20 protein-coding genes are annotated in these 18,561 nt (G+C 71.6%); 12 read left to right on the top strand and 8 right to left on the bottom strand.

All coding sequences use genetic code 11. The annotated features are described in order from the left end of the window. From ACRDSK_RS04355 to ACRDSK_RS04375, 5 genes are all read left to right on the top strand, one after another. Positions 1-782: threonine/serine exporter family protein (locus ACRDSK_RS04355; RefSeq protein ID WP_431438583.1), on the top strand; the 782-nt coding region annotated here is incomplete at its 5' end. A 113-nt stretch (positions 783-895) separates the two neighbouring features. Continuing rightward, complete coding sequence (locus tag ACRDSK_RS04360; RefSeq protein ID WP_431438584.1) at positions 896-2,371, top strand: alpha,alpha-trehalose-phosphate synthase (UDP-forming); 1,476 nt, start codon at positions 896-898, stop codon at positions 2,369-2,371. 157 nt (positions 2,372-2,528) lie between these two features. Further along, positions 2,529-5,057, top strand: coding sequence for a trehalose-phosphatase (gene otsB, locus ACRDSK_RS04365; protein WP_431438585.1), 2,529 nt, complete (start codon positions 2,529-2,531; stop codon positions 5,055-5,057). A gap of 48 nt (positions 5,058-5,105) precedes the next feature. Then, a complete protein-coding gene (locus tag ACRDSK_RS04370) occupies positions 5,106-5,702 on the top strand; it encodes an RNA polymerase sigma factor (RefSeq protein ID WP_431438586.1) in 597 nt (198 codons plus the stop codon). Further along, on the top strand, positions 5,695-6,759 hold the full coding sequence (locus ACRDSK_RS04375; protein ID WP_431438587.1) for a CU044_5270 family protein: 1,065 nt from the start codon (positions 5,695-5,697) through the stop codon (positions 6,757-6,759). The genes ACRDSK_RS04370 and ACRDSK_RS04375 overlap by 8 nt, the downstream gene beginning before the upstream one ends. Before the next feature lie 43 nt (positions 6,760-6,802). On the opposite strand, the gene ACRDSK_RS04380 is transcribed toward ACRDSK_RS04375, so the two are convergent. Next, a complete protein-coding gene (locus ACRDSK_RS04380) occupies positions 6,803-7,135 on the bottom strand; it encodes an ArsR/SmtB family transcription factor (RefSeq protein WP_431438588.1) in 333 nt (110 codons plus the stop codon). A 40-nt stretch (positions 7,136-7,175) separates the two neighbouring features. Here ACRDSK_RS04380 and ACRDSK_RS04385 point away from each other — a divergent pair, with 40 nt between their 5' ends. Beyond that, positions 7,176-7,667: a metallophosphoesterase family protein gene (locus ACRDSK_RS04385; protein ID WP_431438589.1), complete on the top strand. Its 492-nt coding sequence runs from the start codon at positions 7,176-7,178 to the stop codon at positions 7,665-7,667. Between the two features lie 11 nt (positions 7,668-7,678). On the opposite strand, the gene ACRDSK_RS04390 is transcribed toward ACRDSK_RS04385, so the two are convergent. Next, positions 7,679-8,074 carry an SSI family serine proteinase inhibitor gene (locus ACRDSK_RS04390; RefSeq protein ID WP_431438590.1) on the bottom strand — a complete coding sequence of 132 codons (396 nt, stop codon included), beginning with the start codon at positions 8,072-8,074 and terminating at the stop codon, positions 7,679-7,681. A 109-nt stretch (positions 8,075-8,183) separates the two neighbouring features. Here ACRDSK_RS04390 and ACRDSK_RS04395 point away from each other — a divergent pair, with 109 nt between their 5' ends. Beyond that, the gene (locus tag ACRDSK_RS04395; protein WP_431438591.1) at positions 8,184-8,669 is read left to right on the top strand and encodes an N-acetyltransferase family protein; all 486 of its coding nucleotides are present in this window, start codon (positions 8,184-8,186) and stop codon (positions 8,667-8,669) included. Between the two features lie 2 nt (positions 8,670-8,671). Then, positions 8,672-9,109, top strand: coding sequence for an RpiB/LacA/LacB family sugar-phosphate isomerase (locus ACRDSK_RS04400; RefSeq protein WP_431438592.1), 438 nt, complete (start codon positions 8,672-8,674; stop codon positions 9,107-9,109). Positions 9,110-9,351: 242 nt separating this feature from the next. Here the strand turns inward: ACRDSK_RS04400 and ACRDSK_RS04405 are convergent, their stop codons facing one another. Together ACRDSK_RS04405 and ACRDSK_RS04410 are read right to left on the bottom strand one after the other, a co-directional pair. Further along, positions 9,352-10,332 (bottom strand): aldo/keto reductase, encoded by a 981-nt coding sequence (locus ACRDSK_RS04405; protein ID WP_431438593.1) that lies wholly within the window; start codon positions 10,330-10,332, stop codon positions 9,352-9,354. Between the two features lie 21 nt (positions 10,333-10,353). After that, positions 10,354-10,887: a TetR/AcrR family transcriptional regulator gene (locus ACRDSK_RS04410; protein WP_431438594.1), complete on the bottom strand. Its 534-nt coding sequence runs from the start codon at positions 10,885-10,887 to the stop codon at positions 10,354-10,356. A gap of 48 nt (positions 10,888-10,935) precedes the next feature. Here ACRDSK_RS04410 and ACRDSK_RS04415 point away from each other — a divergent pair, with 48 nt between their 5' ends. Together ACRDSK_RS04415 and ACRDSK_RS04420 are read left to right on the top strand one after the other, a co-directional pair. After that, positions 10,936-11,904: a DMT family transporter gene (locus ACRDSK_RS04415; protein WP_431438595.1), complete on the top strand. Its 969-nt coding sequence runs from the start codon at positions 10,936-10,938 to the stop codon at positions 11,902-11,904. Further along, a complete protein-coding gene (locus ACRDSK_RS04420; protein ID WP_431438596.1) occupies positions 11,808-12,569 on the top strand; it encodes a 2-keto-4-pentenoate hydratase in 762 nt (253 codons plus the stop codon). The genes ACRDSK_RS04415 and ACRDSK_RS04420 overlap by 97 nt, the downstream gene beginning before the upstream one ends. A gap of 176 nt (positions 12,570-12,745) precedes the next feature. On the opposite strand, the gene ACRDSK_RS04425 is transcribed toward ACRDSK_RS04420, so the two are convergent. Further along, on the bottom strand, positions 12,746-14,182 hold the full coding sequence (locus ACRDSK_RS04425) for an alpha-amylase (RefSeq protein WP_431438597.1): 1,437 nt from the start codon (positions 14,180-14,182) through the stop codon (positions 12,746-12,748). Between the two features lie 40 nt (positions 14,183-14,222). Further along, positions 14,223-14,633, bottom strand: a complete 411-nt coding sequence (locus ACRDSK_RS04430) for a pyridoxamine 5'-phosphate oxidase family protein (RefSeq protein WP_431438598.1) — start codon at positions 14,631-14,633, stop codon at positions 14,223-14,225. 259 nt (positions 14,634-14,892) lie between these two features. Between ACRDSK_RS04430 and ACRDSK_RS04435 the strand changes: the two genes are divergently transcribed. Further along, positions 14,893-16,614 (top strand): GAF domain-containing protein, encoded by a 1,722-nt coding sequence (locus ACRDSK_RS04435; protein ID WP_431438600.1) that lies wholly within the window; start codon positions 14,893-14,895, stop codon positions 16,612-16,614. Between the two features lie 6 nt (positions 16,615-16,620). On the opposite strand, the gene ACRDSK_RS04440 is transcribed toward ACRDSK_RS04435, so the two are convergent. After that, complete coding sequence (locus tag ACRDSK_RS04440) at positions 16,621-17,007, bottom strand: hypothetical protein (RefSeq protein ID WP_431438601.1); 387 nt, start codon at positions 17,005-17,007, stop codon at positions 16,621-16,623. 156 nt (positions 17,008-17,163) lie between these two features. Next, on the bottom strand, positions 17,164-17,814 hold the full coding sequence (locus ACRDSK_RS04445; protein WP_431438602.1) for a response regulator: 651 nt from the start codon (positions 17,812-17,814) through the stop codon (positions 17,164-17,166). 143 nt (positions 17,815-17,957) lie between these two features. On the opposite strand from ACRDSK_RS04445, the gene ectA reads away from it, so the two are divergent. Further along, positions 17,958-18,515, top strand: a complete 558-nt coding sequence (gene ectA / locus ACRDSK_RS04450) for a diaminobutyrate acetyltransferase (protein ID WP_431438603.1) — start codon at positions 17,958-17,960, stop codon at positions 18,513-18,515. Positions 18,516-18,561: the final 46 nt, after the last annotated feature.

Raw genomic sequence — 18,561 nt, forward strand, 5'->3', positions numbered from 1 at the left:
CTACCGGCGCGGCACTCGCCCTGCTGGCCACCGGCGTGCTCGGCGAGACGCGGCCGACCGTGGTGGTGGCCGCGGCGATCACCGTGCTGCTGTCCGGCCTGTCGGTGGTCTCCGTGGTGCAGGACGCGATCACCGGCTACAACGTCACCGCGGCCGGCCGCACCATGGAGGTGTCGCTGATGACCGCCGGCCTGATCGCCGGCGTCGTGCTCGCGCTGAACGCGGCCGTCGAGCTGGGCATGCCCCCACAGGGGTTGGCCGACCCGCTCGCCCCGTCCGTGCAGCGGCTGCCTCTGCAGACCGTGGCCGGTGGCGCCGCGGCCGGCCTGTTCGCCCTGGCCAGCTATGCCACTCCGCGCTCGGTGCTGGTCGCGGCGGTGGCCGGTGCCGCGGGCGCGGGCGGCTACAGCGCGCTGGCGCTGGGCGGGGTCGGCCCGATCGCCGCCTCCGCGGTCGCCGCCACCGTGATCGGGTTCGCCGGTGGCCTGATCTCCCGCCGGCTGCGGATCCCGCCGCTGGTCGTCGCCGTGTCCGGGATGGTGCCGCTGCTGCCCGGCCTGCTCACCTACCGGGCGCTGTACGAGCTCGCCGTGGTGCGCACGATCACCGGGCTGCCCACGCTGATGGTCGCCGCGTCGGTGGCGCTCGCCCTCGCCGCAGGCGTGGTGCTGGGGGAGTACCTCGCCCAGCCCGTCCGCTACGGGCTCGGCCGGCTGGAGCGCCGCCTGGCCGGCCCGCGGATGGCCGGCCCGCTGCGCCCGACGCGGCGGCGCCTCGACTGAGACCGTCTGCGACACGGGGACCTCGTGTGACACGGGACTTTCCATCACCCACGCCGCGAGGGACGCGACTACTGTCGGGTACGAGTTGGGGTTGAGAGGGAGGCACGCCCGGCGTGAGCCAAGACAGCGCGACCGAAGGCAGCACCGAACTTTCCAGCAGTGGCGGCGCCGATTTCATCGTCGTGGCCAACCGGCTGCCGGTGGACCTGGAGCGGCTGCCCGACGGGACCAAGCGGTGGAAGCACAGCCCCGGGGGTCTGGTCAGCGCGCTCGCCCCGTTCCTGCGCTCGCACAGCGGCGCCTGGGTCGGCTGGCCCGGTGTGCCCGACGTCGAGGTCGACACGTTCGCCGACGACGGCATCTGGCTGCACCCGGTGCGGCTGACCTCCGACGAGGTGCGCGACTACTACGAGGGCTTCTCCAACGCCACGCTGTGGCCGCTCTACCACGACGTCGTCGAGACCCCGGTGTTCGACCGCGGCTGGTGGGACAGCTACGTCAAGGTCAACCGAAGGTTCGCCGACGCCTGTGCCCAGATCGCCGCCGAGGGCGCGATCGTGTGGGTGCAGGACTACCAGCTCCAGCTCGTCCCGGCCATGCTCCGCGACCAGAGGCCCGACCTGCGCATCGGCTTCTTCCTGCACATCCCGTTCCCCCCGACCGAGCTGTTCATGCAGCTTCCGTGGCGCGCCGAGATCATCCGCGGGCTGCTCGGCGCGGACCTCGTCGGCTTCCACCGCCCCGGCGGCGCCCAGAACTACCTGTGGCTCGCCCGGCGACTCATCGGCCTCGAGCCCAGCCGCGGCGCGGTCGGCGTGCGCACCCGGCCCGGCGTCGTCCAGGTCGGCGACCGACCGGTGCGGGTCGGCGCGTTCCCCATCTCGATCGACTCCTCCGGCCTGGACACCATGGCCCGCAGCCGCGAGTGCATCCAGCGCGCCAAGCAGATCCGCGCCGACCTGGGCAACCCGAAGAAGATCATCCTCGGCGTCGACCGGCTCGACTACACCAAGGGCATCGACCTGCGCCTGTACGCGCTGCAGGAGCTCCTCACCGAGGGCCGGGTCGACCCGGCCGACGTGGCGATGATCCAGCTCGCCACCCCGAGCCGGGAGCGGGTCGAGCACTACCAGCGGATGCGCGGCGACATCGAGCAGGTCGTCAGCCGCATCAACGGCGAGTTCGCCCGCGTCGGCCGGCCGATCGTGCACTACCTGCACCAGTCCATCGACCGCCGGGAGCTCGTGGCGTTCTTCTCCGCCGCCGACGTGATGCTGGTGACGCCGGTCCGGGACGGGATGAACCTGGTCTGCAAGGAGTACGTCGCCTGCCGCCACGACCTCGGCGGCGCGCTGGTGCTCAGCGAGTTCGCCGGCGCCGCGGCGGAGCTGACGAGCGCGTTCCTGGTCAACCCCCACGACCTCGACGGGGTCAAGACCGCCATGCGCTCGGCGCTGGAGATCGACCCGGCCGAGGGCCGGCGGCGGATGCGCGCGCTGCGCCGCCAGGTGCTCACCCACGACGTCGACCGCTGGGCCCGCTCGTTCCTCGACGCCCTGCACCCCGCCACCCAGGAGGCGCTCACCTGATCTCCCGGGTCGCGACCCAGAGTCCGGGACGGGCGATACAGTTCGGCTCTGCCGCCGTGTGCCAGCCTGAGAGACGCCGAGTGGCACACACCCCTTTGCGAGAGAGTCGAACGTCCGTGATCGTTGAACCCCTGCGCACGAGCACGAGGTCCGCGCCATGACCGCCGAGGCCCTCCCCGCTGAGCTGGCGCGCGCGATCGTCCAGATCGCCCGAACGCCCCGCCTGCTGGTCGCCTGCGACTACGACGGCACGCTCGCGCCGATCGTGCCCAACCCCGAGCAGGCCCGGCCGATGACCGAGTCGGTCGGCGCCCTGCGCTCGCTCGCCGGCCTGCACGAGACCACCACGGCGGTCATCTCCGGGCGGGCGCTGCGCGATCTCGCGACGCTCTCCCGCCTGCCGTCGGAGGTGCACCTGGTCGGCAGCCACGGCTCGGAGTTCGACATCGGCTTCGTGCACGCGCTCGACGACCGGGCCCGCAACCTCCACCGTCGGCTGGAGATCGAGCTGGAGCGGCTGACCGGCACCGACGAGGGGATCTTCCTCGAGGTCAAGCCGGCCAGCATCGCCGTGCACACCCGCCGCGCCGAGCCCGACATCGCCCGGCGCGTGCAGGACGCGGTCCGCACGGGGCCCTGCACGTGGGATGGCGTGCAGGTCACCGAGGGCAAGCAGGTCATCGAGCTCGCCGTCGTGCAGACCGACAAGGGCCGTGCGCTGGACGTGCTGCGCCACCAGGTCGGCGCCACCGCGGCGGTGTTCGTGGGCGACGACGTCACCGACGAGAAGGCCTTCGCCCGCCTGTCCGGGCCGGACCTGGGCGTCAAGGTCGGGCCGGGCGAGACGCTCGCCGGGTTCCGCATCGCCGACCCGACCGAGGTCGGCATGGTGCTCGCGTTCGTGTTGGAGGAGCGGCGAAACTGGCTCTACGGAGAGCAGGCCCCGCCGATCGAGCGGCTGACCATGCTCGCGAGCGAGCGGTCGGTCGCGCTGCTCACCCCGGAGGCCCGGCTGACCTGGCTCTGCCACCCCGAGCCGGACTCCGCGGCGGTGTTCGCCGACCTGCTCGGCGGCGCGTCGGCCGGCCACTTCTCGATCACCCCGGAGCGCGGCGGGCTGCCGCTTGGCCAGCGCTACCTGCCGGGCACGATGACCGCGGAGACCCGCTGGTCGGGCCTGCTGGTCACGGACTACCTGGACCATGACGTGCGCGACCACCGCACGGACCTCGTGCGGGTCGTGTCCGGCACGGCGCAGGCGGTCGTCGAGTTCGCGCCGCGGCCGGAGTTCGCCCAGGTGCAGGTGCGGTTGGTCCCGTCCGACGATGGTCTGCGCGTGCTCGGCACCTCCGACCCGGTCACCCTGCGCGCCCCCGGCGTCGACTGGGAGATCACCTCGGACGGCATGCACGACACGGCCCGCGCGATCATCACGCCCACGCCAGAGCGGTCGGTCGTGCTGGAGCTGCGGTGCGGGACCAACGACCTGGCGCCGCACCAGATTCCCGAGCGCGACCGGGCCGCCCGCGCGGCGGCGCACTGGACCGACTGGCTCGACGGCCTCTCGCTGCCGCCGGTGGAGAAGGACCTGGTGGCCCGCTCCGCGTTGACGCTGCGCGGCCTGTGCCACGGGGACACCGGCGCGATCATGGCGGCGGCCACCACGTCGCTGCCCGAGGAGCTCGGCGGCATCCGCAACTGGGACTACCGCTACTGCTGGCTGCGCGACGGCGCGATGACCGCGAAGGCGCTGGTCTCGGTCGGCTCGACCGACGAGGCGGAGGGTTTCCTGCGCTGGCTGCACGGCGTGCTCGCGACACTGCCCGGCCCGGAGCTGCTGCACCCGCTGTACACGATCGCCGGCACCACACTGCCCGCCGAGGCCGTGATCGACACGCTGCCCGGGTACGCCGGCTCGCGGCCGGTGCGCGTCGGCAACCTGGCGAACCAGCAGGTGCAGCTGGACGTCTTCGGCCCGGTCGTGGACCTCGTGGCCGCGCTGTCGGAGGCCCGGGGCAAGCTGACCGACGACGACTGGCGGATGGTCTGCGCGATGGCCGAGGCGGTGGCGCGACGCTGGCACGAGCCCGACCACGGCATCTGGGAGGAGCGGCACCGGCCGCGCCACCACGTGTACTCGAAGGTCATGTGCTGGCTGACGATCGACCGGGCCGTCAAGCTGGCGGAGCTCTACGGCCGCGAGCCCGAGCCGAGCTGGCCGGGCCTGCGCGACCAGATCGCGACGGATGTGCTGACCAACGGGTGGAACGACGACATCCGCTCGTACACCACGGCCTACGACGGCACCGACCTCGACGCGGCGACGCTGCTGATCGGCATGGTCGGCCTGCTGGACCCGAGCGACGAGCGCTTCCACGCCACGGTCACCGCCACCGAGGCCGAGCTGCGCAGCGGCTCCACGGTGTACCGCTACCACCGAGACGACGGCCTGCCGGGCAACGAGGGCGGCTTCCACCTGTGCGCGGCGTGGATGATCGAGGCCTACCTGCTCACCGGCCGCCGCACGGAGGCGGAGGACCTGTTCGCGCAGATCGTCGACGCGGCCGGGCCCACGGGCCTGCTCCCGGAGGAGTACGACCCGGTGGCGGAGCGCTCGCTGGGCAACCACCCGCAGGCGTACTCGCACCTGGGCCTGATCCGCTGCGCGCAGTTGTTGTCTGGCTGACCGCGTGAACGCGTCCGGGCGCATCGGGTAAGACTTGATGTGAGGACGATGACCCAACAGTCGCAGGACGAGCCACCGGTCGACCGGGATCGCCCCTACCTGGGCGGGCCGGAGCCGGCGGTCGAGTTCGGCCGGCTGTTCGACGCCCATGCCCGCCCGCTGCACCACTACCTGGCCAGGCGCGTCGGCGCGGACGCCGCGCACGACCTGGTGAGCGAGACCTTCCTGGTGGCGCTCAACCAGCGGCACTCCTACGACCCGCGGCGCGGCGTGGTGCGCGCCTGGCTCTACGGGATCGCCACCAACCTGCTGCGCCGCCACGTCCGCCAGGAGGTCCGCGGACTGCGGGCGGTCGCCCGCTCGGCAGGCCGGGCGACGGGCCAGGACGCGAGTCACGACAACCGGGTCGCCGAGCGCGTCGACGCGGCCGCCATGGCCGCCCGGCTCGCCGGCGCGCTCGCCCAACTGTCCGAAGCGGACCGGGACGTGCTGCTGCTGACGTCGTGGGCTGGCTTGGACTCGAACGAGGTCGCCGACGCCCTCGGCATCCCGGTCGGTACCGTCCGATCGCGACTGCACCGGGTGCGCAAGTGGTTGCGCGCCAATGCTTCGAACACCGCGGCCGGGGAGGTCGACGATGCCTGACAACGTGCACGAGATCTGGTCCGACGACCAGCTGGACGCCGCGCTCGCCACCCTGCGGTCCGATGTGGACACCGAGGTTCGGTCACTGCACGGTGCCCGCGAAGAGCTCCTGGCCGCGGCCGGTGCCGCGGAGCGAGTCTCGCCGGAACCGGCACCCCGGCCACGACGCCGGTGGGCGATCGTGGCCGCCGCGGCCGCGGCGGTGGTCGTCGTCGCGAGCGTGGTGGTGGCCGTCCTCGCGCGGTCCGGTGAGCCGGCGATCAACGAACCGGCCGAACCAGGCGACCCGGTGGACCGGATCCACGCGACCGACGTGCCGCTGCGCCCCGGCCAGTTCCGCTACGTCAACGAGCGGCAGTGGTTCTCGACCACGTTCGACTCGAAGTACGAGTGGAAGTCGGAGTACCGCTACCAGGTCTGGGTGCCGGCACAGGAGCGGCAGGTGTGGATGGAGCGCCGCGAGACGACCGGCCGCAGCGTGCTGCTGAGCGGCTCGGAGAAGCAGGCCCACGCCGAGGGAATGGTGCCGCCGGGGCGGACCGTCGAGACGTTCCGTGCCGCGTGCGGCGACTACTTCGCCGACGACCGCAGGCGGTGCGAGTTCATCCCGAGCCTCCGCCATGCGAACGAGGAGTTCATGGCGTCGTTGCCGCGGGATCCCGACGAGCTGCTCGCCATGGTGCGCGAGATCACCGCCGGCGCCGAGAAGTTCACCCCCGACTCGCTGGACTTCCAGATCCTGACCGGGTTCCTGGATGAGCGGACGGTGCCCGCCGACCTGCGGATGGCGTGCTACCGCGCGCTCGCGAAAATACGGACGATCGAGATCACCGAGAACGTGCCCAACCTCGACGGCGCCACTGGCACGTCGTTCGCCGTGCGCGACCAGTGGGTCCGGCGCGAGATCATCGTCGACCCGGGGACGGGCCAGATCATCGGCGAGCGGGAGGTCGCGGTGGGTGGGCGCGACGACGGGATCAAGCGGGGCACGGTGTTGGTGGACTCCTCGCTGGAATGGGCGGTCGTGGACCGGATGGGGGCGCGGCCGGCCGGCTGACCGGGGGTCGCTGGGCCCGTGCACGCCGTGCGCGGGCCCTTCCTCATTTCCGGCGCTCCCGCTTGCCGCGCGCGATCTCGGTGGCCAGGGCGTCCAGGTGCGGGGTCCAGAGTCGGCGGAAGTGGACCTCGATCCACTTGTCGGCTTCGCGCAGCGGCGTCGGGTCCACGGCGTAGAGGCGCCGGGTGCCCTCGGCGCGGACCGACGCGAAACCGTTCTCGCGGAGTACCTTCAGGTGCTGGGAGACCGCGGGCTGGGTGATGCCGAACTCCTCCTGCACGACCGAGGAGACCTCGCCCGCCGCCCGCTCGCCGCCCGCCAGCAGCTCCAGGATGCGGCGGCGGACAGGGTCGCCGAGGACGTCGAAGGCGTGCACCGGTCCACAATAACAGTGGAACCTTATATAAGGAGGCCCGTTGCGAGTCGTCGTCCTCGCCGACACACACGCGCCGCGCCGGTGGCGGTCGTGCCCGCCCCGGGTGTCCGACGAGCTGCGCGGCGCCGACATGATCCTGCACGCCGGGGACGTGTGCGTGCCCGCCGTGCTCGACGAGCTGGCGGAGTTCGCGCCCGTGCATGCCGTGAGCGGCAACAACGACGGTCCCGAGGTGGCGGCGTGGGGCGCGCCGGAGACGCTGGAGCTCGACCTCGACGGCCTGCGGGTCGCCATGATCCACGACAGCGGCGACAAGGTCGGCCGCACGCGGCGGATGCGTCGTCGCTTCCCGTCCGCCGACCTCGTGGTGTTCGGCCACTCGCACATCCCGCTCGACGAGACGGGCGACGGCGTGCGGATCTTCAACCCCGGCTCGCCGACCGACCGCCGCCGCCAGCCCCACGGCACGGTCGGCGTGCTCGAGATCGCCGGCGGCGAGCTGCGGTCGGCGCGGATCGTGCCGGTCACCTAGCTGTGTTGACTCTAGAAGGCGAACACCACGCCGGTCTCGGAGAGCAGCGTGCACGGGTTGGGGTACTGGCGCTGCCAGCGCACTCGCTCGCCGTTCCAGCGGCCCCGCGCGGAGGCGGTGACCGGGCGGTACTCCATGGTGCAGGCGATCATCTCGGGCGAGCCGGGCAGCTGGTCGAAGTCGCCGCCCGCGCGGGCCACCTCGCGGCAGGCGCTGCGCGGGGTCGGGTGGGAGCCGCCCGCCGGTCGGCATTCGAGGCGCACGGTGGTGCTCGCGCCGCGCGGTCCCTCGACGGTGAGGCTCAGCCGGGACGACGGTCGATGGTCGGCGGTCGCGGTGCCGGCCAGCACGGTCGAGAACAGGGTGACGGCGGCCAGCAGCACGCCGCCCAGCCGGAAGGAAGTCATGCCTCCACAGTGGACCTCTAAGTCGACGGAGGGCAGACCGACTGAAGGGTAACGCCCGATCGTGTTCGCTCCGCCGAAACCGGTTGGCGCAGCGTGACATCCTTGCGGCATGCGGATTCGTGAGGCTACCAGCGAAGACTGGGCGCAGATCTGGCCGTTCCTGCGGGAGATCGTCGCGGCCGGCGACACCTATACGTGGGACCGGGACGTCACGCAGGGGCGCGCCCGCGAGCTGTGGATGGCGACGCCGCCGGGCCGGACCGTGGTCGCGGTCGACGGCGACACGGTGCTCGGCACCGCGAAGATGGGCCCGAACCACATGGGGCCGGCGGCGCACATCGCGGGCGCGAGCTTCATGGTGTCGCCGGAGCACGGGGGTCGTGGGATAGGCCGCGCGCTCGGCGAGCACGTGCTCGAGCAGGCGCGCGCGGACGGCTTCCGGGCGATGCAGTTCAACGCGGTGGTGGAGACGAACACGCGCGCGGTCGCGCTGTGGCGGTCTCTGGGTTTCGAGGTGATGGCGACGATGCCCGAGGGCTTCGAGCACGCGACGAAGGGTTTCGTGGGGCTGCACATCATGTACCGGAAACTGTAGGCATGAGGATTTCTGTTGCGGCGGACGAGCGGGTGGGCGTCGCCGAGGCGATCGTGGTGGAGCTGCGCGGCCGGGGCCACGAGCCGGTCCTGCACGGCGCGCTGAACGACGAGGAGCGCGACGACTGGGCGTGGGCGAGCGAGGCGGCCGCGCGGGACGTCGCCGAGGGCCGCGCCGAGCAGGCGATCGTGGCCTGCTGGACCGGCACGGGCGCGTCGATCGCGGCGAACAAGGTGCGCGGCGTGCGAGCGGCCCTGTGCGCCGACGCCGAGACCGCTCGCGGCGCCCGCCGCTGGAACGACGCGAACGTGCTGGCTCTCTCGCTGCGGCTGACCAGCACCCCGCTGCTGACCGAGATCCTGGACGGCTGGTTCGCGGGCGAACCGAGTCCGGACGACACGGACGTGGCCAACATCCGCCACGTGGACGAGATCCGTTAGCGGGCAGAGATCCGGGCGGGGTTGTCGGATCGGGACGGTGGTGTTCGTAGCGGGGGTGAGGCCGTCCACGAGGAGTCGGCACCAAGTAGGGAAAGCGCGAACATGAAGCTGACGACCATTACCGGCGCGCCGACGCGTTCCTGCTCGGCCGGCGGACCTACGAGCTGTTCGCCGGCTCGTGGGGGTCCTTGACGGAACAGGATGTCCCTACCTGACCCGCCGCCGCGACCAACTGCGGTAAGTCAGTTCTTCGGCTGCACCTCGTGCGGACGGTACGGCGCCTCCAACATCGCCCGCTCTTCGACGGTCAACGACAGCTCAGCCGCGGCAACGGCGTCGTCGACATGGTGCGGCTTCGTCGCGCCGATGATCGGGGCCGTCACCGCCGGGTTGCCCAGCAGCCACGCCAACGCGACCCGCGCCGGCGCCACCCCCCGAGAAGAAGCCACCGCGCGGACCGCGTCGACCACGTCAAAGTCCTCCTCCGAGTACAGCTCGTCCGCGAACGCGTCGCTGCCCGCCCGCGTCGTGCTCCGCACCCCACCCCGATCCCGGTTGCCGGCCAGTATGCCGCGCGCCAGCGGGCTCCACGGCACCAGCCCGACACCTTCGTCGAGGCACAGCGGCACCATCTCCCGCTCCTCCTCGCGGTACAGCAGGTTGTAGTAGTTCTGCATCGACACGAACGGCGTCCACCCGTGCGCCCGCGCCGCGTACTGCGCCTTCGCGAACCGCCACGCCGGCATCGTCGACGCGCCGAGGTAGCGCGCCTTCCCCGACTGCACAACATCGTGCAGCGCCCGCATCGTCTCCTCGACCGGCGTGCCCTCGTCCCAGCGGTGGATCTGGTACAGGTCGACGTAGTCGGTGCCGAGCCGGCGCAGCGAACCGTCGATCGCGGACATCACGTGCTTGCGCGAGAGCCCGCGGTCGTTCGGGCCGGGCCCGGTCGGGAAGAAGCACTTGGTCGCCAGGACGTAGTCGTCCCGGTTCGCGAACAGCTTGCCCAGCAGCCGGCCGGTGATCTCCTCGGTCAGGCCGGCGGAGTACATGTCGGCCGTGTCGAAGAAGTTCACGCCGGCGTCGACCGCGCGCCGCACGATCGGTTCAGCCTGCTCCTCGGTGAGGAACCAGTCCCGCCGCTGCGGGTCGCCGTAGCTCATCATGCCCAGGCAGATCGGCGACACCTGCAACCCGGAGCGGCCCAGCCGCACGTAGTCCACGCGTCGGTTATACCCCGGTGATCAGCTCGCGCGGGAGACCAGATCGCGCGCCGCGGCCCGCGCGTGGTCCAGCGCGTCCGCCTGGCCGCCGACCGACCAGGCGATGATCGCCCCCTCGTGCACGAGGTGCAGCCGCGCACCGAGCTCCGCCGACCCCGCCAGCCGCTCGTACAGCGACCGCATCCACTGCTTCTCCGCCCGCACGACCCCGATCGCCGGATGGTCGGCGCGGCCGATCTCCGCGTGGGCGTTGACGAACGCGCACCCATGCGTGTTGTCGCGCAGCCACGACTCCAGCGCGTCCAGCACCCGCTCCGGGTCGCGGCCGTGCTCGTCGAGCCACCGCTCGACGAACTCGCACCACCGCTCGAACCGCCGCCGCAGGTACAGCGCGACCAGCTGGTCCTTCGAGCCGAACCGGTCGTAGAGCGTCTTCTTCGTGGTGCCGGCGGTCTCGGCGATCAGGTCGACGCCCACGGCGTGGATGCCGCGCGTGTAGAACAGCTCGCCGGCCGCCGTGAGCAGGCGTTCCGCGGCCGGAGTCAGGGTCGTCATGACGCACCTCCACTGACAGTATACCGACCGGTGTGTTTACCTCGTCTCATGACAGCTCTCGTCGCCGCGGCCGGCCTGGTCGTCATGTGGAGCTCGGGGTTCGTCGGAGCCCGGCTGGGCACCGCCGAGGCGCCCGCGGACACGCTGCTCGCGTGGCGCTACCTCGCCGCCGCGGCGATCCTCGTCGCGATCGTGGTGGTGCGCCGCCCGCGGTGGCGCCGAGCCGACCTTCCCCGCCAGGCGCTGCTCGGCCTGCTCTGCCAGTGCCTCTACCTGGCCGGCGTCGTCACCGGCGTCGGGCTCGGCGTGCCGGCCGGGGTGGCGGCGCTGATCGCGGTACTGCAGCCGCTGGTCGTCGGCGCGCTGGCCGGCCCGGTGCTCGGCGAGCGGGTCCGCCCGCGGCAGTGGCTCGGGCTCGCCGCCGGCGTCGGTGGGGTCGGCCTGGTCGTCGCCGGGGACGCGGCCGTTGGCGGGCCACCGCTCGGGTACGCCCTGGTCGCGGGCGGCATGCTGGCGCTGTCCGCGGGCACGCTGCTGGAACGGCGCTGGCGGCTCGCGACGCCGCTGCTGGACTCGCTGACGATCCACTGCCTGGTGTCCGCGGCGGTGTTCGTCGCCTCGGCCGCGCTCGCCGGCCGGCTCGCCCCGCCGGCCGGAGCGGGCTTCTGGTGGGCGGTCGCGTGGGTGGTCGTGCTGTCGACGTTCGGCGGCTACGGTTGCTACCTGCTCGCGCTGCGGATCTTCGGCGCGACCGGTGCCAGCACCTTGCTCTACCTCACCCCGCCGACGACGATGCTGTGGGCGCTGTCGATGTTCGGCGAGCGGATCGGCTGGCTCGGCGTCGTCGGGCTGGTCGCGTGCGCGGGCTCGGTCTGGCTGGTGCTGTCGGCGAACGGGAGGCTGCGGTGGACGCGCGGGCGATGGCGGAGCAGCTCTACGAGGCGCGTCGAACCGGCGTTCCCGTCCAGCCGTTCACCGACGCCGACCCCACGCTCGGCGCCGACGAGGGTTACCTGATCCAGCAGGAGCTGGTGCGGTTGCTGCTGGCGGACGGCGACCGGATCGTCGGGCACAAGGTCGGGCTGACGTCGCGGCCGATGCAGCGGATGCTCGGCGTGGACTCGCCGGACTTCGCGCCGGTCCTGGAGTCCACTGTGTACTCGGATGGCGCGGAGGTCTCGGCCGGCGCGTTCATCCAGCCGAAGATCGAGGCGGAGATCGTGTTCGTGCTGGGCTCGCGGCTGCAGGGGCCCGGGGTGACGGTGTCGGACGCGCGTGCCGCGGTGGCCGGAGTGGGTGCGTCCGTGGAGATCGTCGACTCGCGCGTCGTCGACTGGCGGATCCGGCTCGCCGACACCATCGCCGACCTGGCCTCGAGCGGCGCCGTGGCGCGGTCTTCGCGCCTGGCCCCGCTGTCCGATGTGGACACTCGACTGGTCGGCATGGTGATGTCCCGGGACGGGGAGCTGGTGGACACCGGCGCCGGCGCGGCCGCCCTCGGCGACCCGGTCGGCGTGGTGGCGTGGCTCGCCAACACGCTGGGCGCGCGCGGAGTCGCGCTGGAAGAAGGCCACCTGATCATGACGGGCGCCCTGCACGCCGCGGTCCCGATGTCCGCCGGCGAGACCTACCTGGCCGAGTTCGACCGCCTGGGCTCGATCACCGTCCGCGTCGTCGACTAGCCGACGAGGGTCTGGCCTCCGGCCCCCGATCACCAGCCTACGCGAGCAGGCCGACGTTTCCACAGAGGTGGATCACCCCTGTGGACAACCTCCCGGCCACGCGGGGCCCCCCGCTTCCCAGTGTATTCAAGGGGTCTGACAGTTTCGAGGCGGTCGAGCGGGGCTGTGGACAGGTGCTACGAGCGGGCGCCGATGTGCAGCGCCAGCATGCTGTTCGCGCCAACGGTCGCCTCGACTCGACCGTCCGCGCCCACCGTCACCGTCGGGCAGCCCGCGCCCGGGTCGCCTTGCGCCACGTCGCAGTAGGTACCCGCCGGCAGGCTCGTCTGGAAGGTCTGCGTCAGTGGGCCTCCCGACCGGTTGAACACCACGAAACCCTTGTCCCCGCGGCCGAAGGCGAGCTGGTCGCCGCCGTTGGTCCACCAGTTCGTCACGGCCGTGCCCCACGTCTCGTTGCGGAAGCCGACCAGGTTGGCCGTCGTGCGCCAGCGGTGCTCGCACTCCCAGCCGCTGCCACAGGACACCGGCGACGTCTGCCCCGACCCGGCCGCCGGCGGGCCCTGCTCCGCGCCGCCGAACGTGAAGCTCGACATTACTTGAGCATGCCCGTACGGCCAGGCCAGCATGAACGCCTCCGCGAGCGCGTAGGTCGAGCCGTCCTTGTAGGTCAGTACGGGCTTTCCGTTGCGTTGCGTGTCGTGGTTGTCGATGAACGCGACCGCGTCGTCGCTCGCCAGCAGCATCGAGTCCGCCACCGCGGCGGCGCGCGGCAGGTTGCCGTCCCGGAAGGCGGCGCTCACCTGCTCCCCGTACCGGAACTCGGTCACGTCGCCGAGGCCGGTGTACTCGGTCGGGCTGATCTCGCCGGGCCCGCCCTCGATGACTTCCTGGTAGATGTACGGGTCCCCGTTCACCATGTCGTACAGGGCCGACAGATCACCGGCGGGCACGTGCTTGGCGGCATCGACCCGGAACCCGTCCACGCCGAGCGAGACCAGGTCGTTCAGGTACCCGGCGACCTTGTCCCGCACGTACTGCGTCTCGGTCTTCAGGTCGGACAGGTCCACGAGCTCGCAGTTCTGGACCTCCCACCGGTCGCCCCAGTTCACGATGTCGTCGTTGCCGTTGCGCCCGCAGTGGTGGAAGTCCCCGTCGCCGAACGGCACCGCCGGGTAGTCGTAGTGCGAGAACGTCGACCCGCCGCTGCCGGGCCCGCCGGACGCACCGCCGGCCATGTGGTTGACCACCGCGTCGACGTAGATCTTCACCCCAGCCGAGTGGCACTCCGCCACCATCGACGCGAACGCGGCACGGTCACCGCGCCGCGTCGTGAGCTGGTAGCTCACCGGCTGGTAGTCCTGGTACCACGGAAGGCCCGGCAGCACGACGTGCTCCTGCGGCGGCGACACCTGTACGCCCGCGAAACCCTTGGGCCCCAGCACATCGCGGCACTCGGACGCGACCGACGCCCACGGCCACTGGAACAGGTGGACGATCACGTCCGTGGCCGGCGCGGCGCGCACGACCGGTGCGGCGGACGGCGACGAGGTGGTGAGCAGGCCGGCCGCCAGCGCGGCGACCGCGGCCAGCGTGACCAGAGCGTGACGACGCATGTGCTGGAACGTAACGTGGCCGAACGCGCGGCCGTAACCGTCAAACGGTGGTAGTGGACGACAGCCGATAACCGGTGACGATCTCCGGATAGATGCGGATCGTCTCGACGCCCTCGGCTGCCACGAGTGGGCGCAGCCGCTGTTCGTACCCGGCGAGCTCGTCCGGGTCGAGCACGCGTCGCGCGACGCCGGTGACCGTCACGGTCCACCCGCCGGCGCCCCCGTTGACCGCCACGAGCTCGTCGGCCTGGTAGGCGACCACGGAACCGGCGCACTCGGCGCCGATGTGCGTGCGCACCACGACCATCCCGTTGTCCACCAGGTGGCACACCGGCACGATCGCCGGTAAGGCACGCATGGTGTAGACGATTCGCCCGATCGAGACCTGGTCCAGCAGTCGCAGGGACTCCGGTCGCGTCAGCTCCGCCAGGACGAGCGGCCCGCAGAGCACCCGGTCACCTCCATGTCCGTCCCCGAGCCGGATTGAGCATGAGGCGCCGGGAGGCGCCGGCGCCAGGGCACAAGTACACCGTGCCAGTCGTGACGTTCGGCTCTGGCGTTACGTCTTGGGCCAAGCTCGACGCAACGTGCTGATCACGCTCCGCAGTGTTGGTAACGCTGCGTCGATACTCGCCGATAGGCCGAATGCCGAGGGCCTTCCTCCACGGAGGCGGGCCCGTCCCATGTTCGCAGGACAGCCGGGGTCGCCCATGCCGGAGCAACACAGTCGGTCGTCGGTTCGCGAGCGCGCGGGCGCTCAGCCGGACGGGCTGATCCTCGACGGCCTCCTGGGCGACCTGCAGAGCAGGCTCGAGGAGATCGTCCGCACCCGGGACCGGCTGCAGGGGTTGCTCGACGCGGTCGTCGCGGTCGGCGCCGGCCTCGAGCTCGAGGGCACGCTGAAGCGGATCGTGCGCACCGCCGTCGAGCTGGTCGACGCCCGGTACGGCGCGCTCGGCGTGCTCAGTACCGAAGACGACGAGCGGCTGGCCGAGTTCGTGCACGTCGGCGTCGACGACGAGACCCAGGCGCTGATGGGCGACCTGCCCGAGGGCCGCGGCCTGCTCGGCGCGGTCATCGAGCACCCGCACCCGGTCCGCGTCGCCGACCTCGCCGAGCACCCGGCGTCGGTCGGCTTCCCACCCAACCACCCGGCGATGCGCAGCTTCCTCGGCGCCCCGATTCGTGTCCGAGACGAGATTTTCGGAAACCTCTACCTGACCGAGAAACTCGGCGGCGGCGAGTTCACGTCCGACGACGAGGTGGTGCTGAAGGGCCTGGCGGCCGCGGCCGGCGTAGCGGTGGAGAACGCCCGGCTGTTCGAAGAGTCGCGGATGCGCGAGCGCTGGCTCGAGGCGTCGCGCGAGGTCAACGCGCTGCTGCTCGGCGGGGCGTCGAGCCAGGACGCGCTCGACATGATCGCCGAGAAGACGCGAGAGCTGTCCCGGTCGGACTGCGCGTTGATCCTGCTCGCGGACGTGACCGGCCACGTGATGGCCCGGGCGGGCGCGGGGGAGCGCGGCATCGACCTGACCGGGGTGCGGATCAACGCGGCCCAGCCGCTGGTGGCGGGCGTTTTCCGGAGCCGGACGTCGGAGATCGTCGCGAACCTGGCGAGCGTGGCGCCCGACGGCTGGCCCGGGGCCGGCGAGTTCGGCCCGGCGGTGGTGGTGCCGTTCGGCGCGGGGAACGTGGTGCGCGGCGTGCTTCTCGCGATGCGCGAGAAGGGGGCGGCGCGGTACGTGCGCAACGAGGTGCCGCTGCTCGCGTCGTTCGCGGACCAGGCGGCGTTCGCGATGGAGCTGGCCGAGAAGCACCGGGCGCAGCGGCAGCTCGACGTGCTGGCCGACCGCGACCGGATCGCCGGTGACCTGCACGATCACGTGATCCAGCGGTTGTTCGCGACGGGGATGGGTCTGCAGGGGACGGTGCGCCGGATCGCCGACCCGCAGGTGCGCGGGCGGGTGGCGCGCGCGGTGGAGCAGCTGGACGAGACGGTGCGGGAGATCCGCACGTCGATCTTCGACCTGCACACGGCCGGCGGCGAGGCCACGGCGAGCCTGCGCAGGAAGCTGCTGGACATCGTCGAGGAGCTGTCGGCGGACGTGTCGCCGTCGGTGCGGATCTCGGGTGCGGTCGACACGCTGGTCGACGAGGAGCTGGCGACACACGCGACGGCGGTCCTGCGCGAGGCGGTCAGCAACGCCTTGCGCCACTCGCAGGCGACGTCGATCGTGGTCACCGTCGAGGCGGCCGAGGACCTGGTGATCGACGTGGCCGACGACGGCGTCGGTGTGCCGGCCGGCGTGGCTCGCTCGGGCCTGCTCGGGATCGACCGCAGAGCGGCGAAACTGGGCGGCTCGCTCCTGGTGGCACCGGGCCTGACTGGCGGCACCCGCCTGACCTGGCGAGTCCCACTGGCCCGAGCCTGACGGTCGTCAGCTCCAGGCCTGCCGGACCGCTGTGTAGTCGATGACGACGATGCCTTCGCGGCGCAGCAGCTCGCGGGTCTCGGGCGAGGTCGGGAACTCGTAGTCGGTGCACGCGCCAGCCGGCGTCGATCGCCCGCGACTCCTCGGAGCCGCAGGCGCAGGGCGTGCGGTGCCGGCGGGCACGGCACCATCAGGCTGCACGAGCTGGCGATGCCCCGATCGATCGAGGTCCAGCACCGCGACGTCGATCGCGTCGTGCATCCCGAAGTCGCAGTTGACGATGAGCACGCGCGCCTCAGGCGGAAAGCCCAACACCTCACTGGACAGAGCCGCTGGCTCAGCACGCTCTCCGGCCACCCGCGAAGTGTGATCGACCACGAAGTGCGCCCGCACCAGCGTTTCCCGCGCACACGCGCGCGTGCAGAACTCGAGTACCGAAAGCCCCCACCCTCTCCGGGGGCACCCCGTCATCCACTCTACCGGCGGGGGCCGACAGGGTAGGGGGTTGACGTGGTTGTTGTGGACAACTCAGCCGGTTGTGGACAACTCTCAGGACTCCGGCGGCTTGCGGGACTTGAGCTCCGCCGCCAGGACCGCGGCCTGCGTGCGGCGTTGCATGCCCAGCTTCGCGAGCAGGTGCGACACGTAGTTCTTGACCGTCTTCTCCGCGAGGAACAGGCGCTCCGCGATCTGGCGGTTCGTCATGCCCTCGCCGATCAGGTCGAACACCGCGCGCTCCTGGTCGGTCAGGTCCGCGAGCGGGCCCTCGCCCTCGCGACCCCGGCGGAGGCGCTTCATCAGCGCCTCTGTCGTCCGAGCGTCGAGCAGCGAGCCGCCCGTGCCGACGGTGCGGATCGCGCTGGCCAGGTCGTTGCCGAGGACCTCCTTCAGCACGAACCCGGACGCGCCGGCCATGATCGCGTTGAGCAGGGCCTCGTCGTCGGAGTACGACGTCAGGATCAGGCAGCGCAGCTCGGGCAGCAGTGAGCGCAGGTCCCGGCACAGCTCGACGCCGTTGCCGTCGGGCATCCGCACGTCGAGCACGGCCACGTCGGCGTCGCTCGTCGGGATGCGGGTCATGGCCTCGGCGACCGACGCCGCTTCGCCGACGATGCTGAGATCGGGATGATCCTCGAAGAGGTCGGCGATGCCGCGCCGGACGATCTCGTGGTCGTCTACGAGGAAGATCCTAATGGTCACCGGGCTATATACCACGAAACGCATTGTGATCGCAACGAAACTGCGAGGGTTGTCACACGGTATATTCCGAATCCGCAGGTGGATCGGGCTCCCTGACCTGGAGGTTCTGATCGCGGGAACGTTCTCTGTTACGTTACTTTGATATGTCCGGAAAGCACGCCAACCGTGCCAACGATGACATAGGGGGAACGTCGGAACGAGAGCTCGAGCAGCCGTCCACAAAGGACGGAGGAGCTATCTGGCGAATCGCACGCGATTCCGGAAAGCTCGACTTGAACTCGTCCTACGCGTACCTCATGTGGTGTCACGATTTCGCCGACACGTCACTCGTCGCTCGGGTAGGCGACGACGTGGTCGGCTTCGTGATCGGCTACCGCAGGCCCACCGCCCCCGACACGGTCGTGGTGTGGCAGATCGCGGTGGATCGCTCCCAGCGCGGCCGGGGCACGGCCGGAGCGCTGCTGGATGCGCTGGTCAGCCGCCTCGCCGAGAACGGCGTGCGGTACATGGAGACCACGATCACCCCTGACAACGCCGCCTCCAACGCGCTGTTCGCGTCGCTGGCGCAGCGGTGGAGCGCGGCGATGGACCGCGCCGGCACGTTCGACGCCGCCGAGTTCCCGGACGAGCACGAGTCCGAGGCGCGCTTCCGCATCGGGCCGTTCGTCGAGGCGCCGGACATCAGATCAATGTCCGCCTAGTCACATTCAGTAAGTGGACGCTTCGGTCACGCGCAAATGCGCGGCC

Origin of the sequence: Actinophytocola sp. (assembly GCF_050699915.1) — a bacterium.
Taxonomy (GTDB): domain Bacteria; phylum Actinomycetota; class Actinomycetes; order Mycobacteriales; family Pseudonocardiaceae; genus Actinophytocola.